Source organism: Streptococcus sp. GMD6S, assembly GCF_000297015.1.
On sequence record NZ_AJRH01000005.1, the window covers coordinates 77,941 to 84,417 of the forward strand.

Annotated in this window: 6 protein-coding genes; 4 read left to right on the forward strand and 2 right to left on the reverse strand. The window is 43.2% G+C overall.

Going from position 1 to position 6,477, the window contains the following annotated elements; all coding sequences use genetic code 11:
* Positions 1 to 78: 78 nt before the first annotated feature.
* Together GMD6S_RS01480 and gor are read right to left on the reverse strand one after the other, a co-directional pair.
* Complete coding sequence (locus GMD6S_RS01480; protein ID WP_000709012.1) at positions 79 to 615, reverse strand: biotin transporter BioY; 537 nt, start codon at positions 613 to 615, stop codon at positions 79 to 81.
* Positions 616 to 758: 143 nt separating this feature from the next.
* Positions 759 to 2,105 (reverse strand): glutathione-disulfide reductase, encoded by a 1,347-nt coding sequence (gene gor, locus GMD6S_RS01485; RefSeq protein ID WP_001209564.1) that lies wholly within the window; start codon positions 2,103 to 2,105, stop codon positions 759 to 761.
* A 266-nt stretch (positions 2,106 to 2,371) separates the two neighbouring features.
* Between gor and GMD6S_RS01490 the strand changes: the two genes are divergently transcribed.
* From GMD6S_RS01490 to GMD6S_RS01505, 4 genes are all read left to right on the forward strand, one after another.
* On the forward strand, positions 2,372 to 3,556 hold the full coding sequence (locus tag GMD6S_RS01490; RefSeq protein WP_000827875.1) for an efflux RND transporter periplasmic adaptor subunit: 1,185 nt from the start codon (positions 2,372 to 2,374) through the stop codon (positions 3,554 to 3,556).
* Positions 3,540 to 4,241 carry an ABC transporter ATP-binding protein gene (locus GMD6S_RS01495; RefSeq protein ID WP_000733786.1) on the forward strand — a complete coding sequence of 234 codons (702 nt, stop codon included), beginning with the start codon at positions 3,540 to 3,542 and terminating at the stop codon, positions 4,239 to 4,241. Before GMD6S_RS01490 ends, GMD6S_RS01495 begins: the two co-directional genes overlap by 17 nt.
* A complete protein-coding gene (locus GMD6S_RS01500; RefSeq protein ID WP_001180392.1) occupies positions 4,242 to 5,501 on the forward strand; it encodes an ABC transporter permease in 1,260 nt (419 codons plus the stop codon).
* A 136-nt stretch (positions 5,502 to 5,637) separates the two neighbouring features.
* Positions 5,638 to 6,477 (forward strand): class I tRNA ligase family protein (locus GMD6S_RS01505; protein WP_001291342.1); only part of this gene is annotated, 840 nt, incomplete at its 3' end.

The window sequence follows — 6,477 nt, forward strand, 5'->3', positions numbered from 1 at the left end:
AATAGTCAAGTAGCTAAATAGTGTACAGTTGATTCTTAGAAAGGAAATAGTCCAGAACAATTGTTCTGGACTATTCTTTTATCTTGAAAAATATGGAAGGCTGTTCAATCGTTCGAGTAGGGGACGACTAATGAAACTAATGGCAATAATCTTACCAAGATCAGGGAGGATAAAGGGAAGGACACCGACAGCTAGTGCCTTATCAAATGGCATCCCGGCAAGGAAGTGGAGGCTGAGAATACCTCCGACAAAGACGAGTGAATCGCCCAAGAGGTTGGCTAGGAAAATGCGAATGTAGCTACTTTTTTGATGGATGAGATAAGATGTAAGTCCAGCATAGACAAGGTCGAACCAAAGATAGCCTGCACTTGGGCCGACTAAAACGTGAAATCCAGCTCCTCCCCCTGCAAAAACAGGTAAACCAATGGCACCCAGCAAGAGATAGAGAGCTACAGATAGAACAGCTTCTCTGGGTCTAAAAACAGTAGCAATCAGACCGATCGCAAAGTTTTGCAGAGTGAAGGGGACAGGACCGATAGGGAGACTGATTTGTGCCAATACGGCGATGAGAGCAGCACCTATAGCAGGGATAGCATAGATATGAGCTTTTTTCAAAACTGTTAACCTCTTTTCAAAATTATAGTAACTATTATACTAATTCAGAAACAAAAGTCAACCTATTTTTGGAATCAAGGTAACAATTTTGTAACGGCCGATTTTGCAAGTAAAAAGAGACCTCAAGAGGTCTCTTGCGATAATTAGCGCATGGTCACAAATTCTTCTGAAGCGGTTGGGTGGATTGCTACTGTAGCATCAAAGTCCGCCTTGGTTGCTCCCATCTTAATAGCAACAGCGAATCCTTGAATCATCTCATCCACTCCGTAACCAAGTCCGTGTAGGCCAACAACTTTTTCGTCAGTACCTGCAGTGATGAGTTTGAAGCGAGATTCTTGACGATGGCTTGTAACGGCTGAGTACATTGATGCAAAGCTTGACTTGTAGACTTTGATGTTATCTTGGCCGTATTCTTTGATGGCTTGATCTTCAGTTAAACCGACTGTTCCGATTGCTGGGTGGGAGAAAACAACTGTAGGGATAGTCGTGTAGTCCATCTTGGCGTTTGTTTTCCCGTTGAAGAGGCGTTCAGATAGGGTACGTCCTGCCTTGATGGCTACTGGGGTCAGTTCTTTCTCACCAGTAACGTCTCCAAGAGCATAGATGCCATCTACAACTGTATTTTGGTATTCATCGACTTGGATAAATCCACGTTGGTTGAGTGTAACTCCAGCCTTTTCTAACTCCAGACCGTCTACATTTGGACGGCGACCGGTAGCCCAGATAACTTGGCTGGCAGTGTGACTAGAACCGTCTTCGAAATGAATGGTAATACCTTGCTCCGTTTCTTCGAGCTTGACGGGTACCTTATGTGTGTGCAAAGGTAGACCTGTTTTTTCCATTTCATTGACAAGACCTTCAACGATGTAGCTGTCAAAACCACGTAAAGGACGATCTCGGCGGACGAACAAATCAGTTTTTACACCGAGTGCATGGAGAACACCAGCTAGCTCAACCGCGATATAGCCTGCGCCTAGGATAGCAACGGATTCAGGAAGTTGCTCCCAAGCAAAGACATCGTCTGAGCTACCACCGAGTTCAGCTCCAGGAATAGTTGGAATGCTTGGTCGAGCACCAGTCGCAATCACGATATGCTTTGCACGAATCAATTCACCATTAACGCTGACTGTATGAGCATCAACGAAATGAGCACGACCTTCAATCAAATCAACACCGTTGCGCTTGAAACTTCCATCATAAGACGAGCGGGCACGATCGATGTAGGCTTCACGATTTTGACGAAGTTTAGCAAAATCAAATTGAACATCTGAACTTGTAAAACCGTAGTCAGGGCCGTAGTGGTGGAGGCTTTCAGCGATTTGCGCTCCATACCACATGATTTTCTTAGGAACACAGCCGACATTGACGCAGGTTCCACCTAATTTTTTCTCCTCGATAACAGCTGCTTTAGCCCCGTGTTCACCAGCTCGGTTCATAGTGGCGATACCGCCACTTCCTCCACCGATGGCGATGATATCATATTCTCTCATAGAAAACTCCTTATAGCTTTGATAGTCATATTCTATCGTTTTTATTTTTTGAATGCAAAAATCTGCTACGATAAAAAAATTATAAAAACGCTTGCCAAATTCAAAAAGATATTGTATTATATATCTAGCACAATAATCCAATAAACGAATACCGAATGAAATAATGATCCTGAATTGTCATTGTTTCCATCTGAACTGTCATTGTTTGGGCTTGGTGTTTCTGATATAATGGTTTTTGTAAGGCAAAAGAATAAAGGAGCTTAAAAATGAAAAGAAATAAGAAGGCAAAAAAATGGCAATTATACACAGCGATTGGTGTTGCCAGTGCTATTGTTATCGGTGCTGCGGGGATTTTGATTTTTAGACAACCTTCCCAGTCAGCAGTCAAGGAGGAAACCTCTCATATCGTTACTGCTAAGGAAGGTTCTGTTGCTTCATCGGTTCTCTTATCAGGTACGGTTACAGCAAAAAATGAACAATACGTTTATTTTGATGCTAGTAAGGGAGATTTAGATGAAATTCTCGTTTCAGTCGGGGACAAGGTCGAAGAAGGGCAAGCTTTGGTCAAATACAGCAGTGCAGATGCTCAAGCTGCCTATGATGCAGCTGATCGTGCAGTTGCAAAGGCAGACCGTCATATCGAGGAGTTAAACAAAGCTCGTGAGAATGCATCAGCTACACCAGCTTCTCCACAGGTTCCAATAGAAGCTGGACTCCCAGAACAAGCGCAAGCAGCGACTTCTTCAGTATCTTCTATTGATTCTCAAATCAGTGATGCCAAGGATAACCGTGCAGATGCTGTTGCTCAACTCAACAAGGCTCAAGCTCAGCTAGATGCTGCAACTGTCCTCAGTACACTAGAAGGGACTGTAGTTGAAGTTAATCGTAATGTTTCCAAATCGCCAACAGGTAATAGCCAAGTGGTAGTACATGTCGTAAGTAATGAAAACTTGCAAGTCAAAGGGGAGTTGTCTGAATACAACCTTGCTAACCTTTCTGTTGGGCAAGAAGTTACCTTTACTTCGAAGGTTTACCAAGATAAGAGCTGGACAGGAAAAATCAGCTATATTTCTGATTATCCTAAGAACAATGGAGAAGCAGCGAATGCAGCTCTTGGAGGAAATACTGGATCTAAGTACCCTTATACTGTTGATGTGACCAGCGATATCGGTGAGTTGAAACAAGGTTTCTCAGTCAGTGTTGAAGTCAAAAACAAAAGTAAAGCCATCCTTGTTCCTTTAACCAGTGTTGTTACCGAAAATGACAAAAACTATGTCTGGGTCGTTGACGACCAGAAAAAAGCGAAGAAGGTAGAAGTTACTTTGGGGAATGCGGACGCAGACAACCAAGAAATTACTTCAGGTGTGACAGACGGAGCCAAGGTCATCAGTAATCCAACATCTTCCTTGGAAGAAGGAAAAGAGGTGAAGGCTGATGAAAAAACTAATTAGTCTCAAAAATATCTGCAGGAGTTATCGAAATGGTGACCAAGAACTGCAGGTCCTTAAAAATATCAATCTAGAAGTTCATGAAGGTGACTTTGTTGCTATTATGGGACCTTCTGGTTCTGGTAAGTCTACCTTGATGAATACCATCGGAATGTTGGATACACCAACTAGTGGAGAGTACTATCTTGAAGGTCAAGAAGTGGCAGGTCTTGGAGAGAAACAACTGGCCAAGGTCCGCAACCAGCAAATCGGTTTTGTCTTTCAGCAGTTCTTTCTCTTGTCCAAGCTCAATGCACTTCAAAACGTCGAATTGCCCTTGATTTACGCGGGTGTTTCGGCTTCTAAACGTCGGAAATTGGCTGAGGAATTTCTGGAAAAGGTTGAGTTGACGGAGCGCAGTCATCATTTGCCTTCTGAGTTATCAGGTGGTCAAAAGCAACGTGTAGCAATTGCGCGTGCCTTGGTAAATAATCCCTCTATCATCCTAGCAGACGAACCCACAGGAGCCTTGGATACCAAGACAGGAAATCAAATTATGCAACTGTTGGTTGAGTTAAACAAGGAAGGGAAAACCATTATCATGGTCACGCACGAGCCTGAGATTGCTGCCTATGCCAAACGCCAAATTGTCATTCGTGATGGGGTCATCTCATCAGACAGTGCTCTGGTAGAAAAGGAGGAAAACTAGATGCAGAATCTGAAATTTGCCTTTTCATCCATCATGGCCCACAAGATGCGTTCCTTCCTCACCATGATTGGGATTATCATCGGAGTTTCATCTGTCGTCGTCATCATGGCACTGGGAGACTCCATGTCTCGTCAGGTCAATAAAAACATGACCAAATCACAGAAGGATATCCATGTCTTTTTCTCTCCTATCAAAAGCAAGGATGGTTCCTTTACGCAGAAACAATCCGCTTTGACAGTCAGCGGGAAAGAAGAGGATGTTCATGTTGAACCACCAAAACCACTAGAATCCTGGGTCAAGGAGGCTGCTAAACTTAAAGGAGTAGACAGCTACTATGTCACCAACTCGACCAACGTCACCCTATCTTATAAGGATAAGAAAGTTGAACGAGCGACTCTGACAGGCGGAAATAGCACCTACATGAACGCAGTTGAAAATGAAATCGTTGCGGGTAGAAGTCTAAGACCGCAAGACTACAAGGAATTTGCCAGTGTGATTTTGCTGGACGAAGAACTAGCCAAGAGTTTGTTTGATAGTCCAGAAGCTGCGGTTAATCAAATCATCTCTGTTAATGAATTTAGTTACCGTGTGATTGGTGTTTATACTAGTAATGAAGCTAAAACTGCTAAAGCCTTTGGGATTGGTGGTCTTCCAATTACGACCAATATTTCTCTCGCAGCCAATTTTAATACTGATGAAATCTCGAACATCGTCTTTCGTGTCAATGATACTAGTCTAACGCAGACCTTGGGACCAGAGTTGGCTCGAAAATTGACTGAGATTGCTGGTCTTCAGCAAGGGGAGTACCAAGTTGCGGATGCAACTGCCGCCTTCCAAGAGGTACAACAACTATTTGGTTTTATGACAACGATCATCAGTGCCATCGCAGGAATCTCTCTCTTTGTCGGGGGAACTGGTGTCATGAATATCATGCTGGTCTCGGTGACAGAACGCACGCGGGAGATTGGTCTACGAAAAGCTCTCGGAGCTACTCGGGCTAATATCTTGGTACAGTTTTTGATTGAATCCATGATCTTAACTTTGCTAGGTGGTGTCATCGGTCTTGGGATTGCTGCTGGAATGACCATGTTAGCTGGAGTATTGCTTCAAAACATGATTGCAGGTATCGAAGTTGGGGTTTCCCTCCCAATCGCTCTCTTTAGCTTGGCTGTGTCAGCCAGCGTTGGGATGATTTTTGGAGTCTTGCCAGCCAATAAAGCGTCTAAGCTTGATCCAATCGAAGCACTTCGTTATGAATAAGATATAGAACAGAAAAAAACAAGATGGACATTTATCTGTCTTGTTTTTGTATGGATTTTCCTATCGAAAATCACTAAAAATATGATATAATGAAGTGTTAGAAAATCAGGTTTCATTTGCCTGGAAAGGAAAAATTATGTCTGAAAAGAATTTTTATATTACAACACCGATTTACTATCCATCTGGTAAACTTCATATCGGTTCTGCCTACACAACCATCGCTTGTGATGTCCTAGCTCGCTACAAACGCCTTATGGGCTTCGATGTCTTTTATCTGACAGGTCTTGACGAGCATGGTCAGAAAATCCAGCAAAAAGCGGAAGAAGCTGGCATCACACCACAAGCCTATGTTGACGGCATGGCAGTTGGTGTCAAAGAACTCTGGAAATTACTAGATATCTCATACGATAAATTTATCCGTACAACTGATGACTATCATGAAAAAGTAGTGGCTCAGGTCTTTGAACGCTTGCTTGCTCAAGATGATATCTACTTGGGTGAATACTCTGGTTGGTATTCAGTTTCAGATGAGGAATTCTTTACAGAAAGTCAGCTTGCGGAAGTTTTCCGTGATGAAGCTGGAAATGTGACAGGCGGTATTGCTCCATCAGGTCACGAAGTGGAATGGGTTTCTGAAGAGTCTTACTTCCTTCGCCTCAGCAAATACCAAGACCGCTTGGTCGAATTTTTCAAATCACATCCTGACTTCATCACTCCAGATGGTCGCCTTAATGAAATGTTGCGTAACTTCATTGAGCCAGGCTTGGAAGACTTAGCAGTATCTCGTACAACCTTTACCTGGGGTGTACCAGTCCCATCAAATCCGAAACACGTTGTCTACGTTTGGATCGATGCCCTTCTTAACTATGCGACAGCTCTTGGTTACGGTCAAGATGAACATGGCAACTTTGACAAGTTCTGGAACGGAACAGTCTTCCATATGGTTGGAAAAGACATCCTTCGTTTCCACTCCATC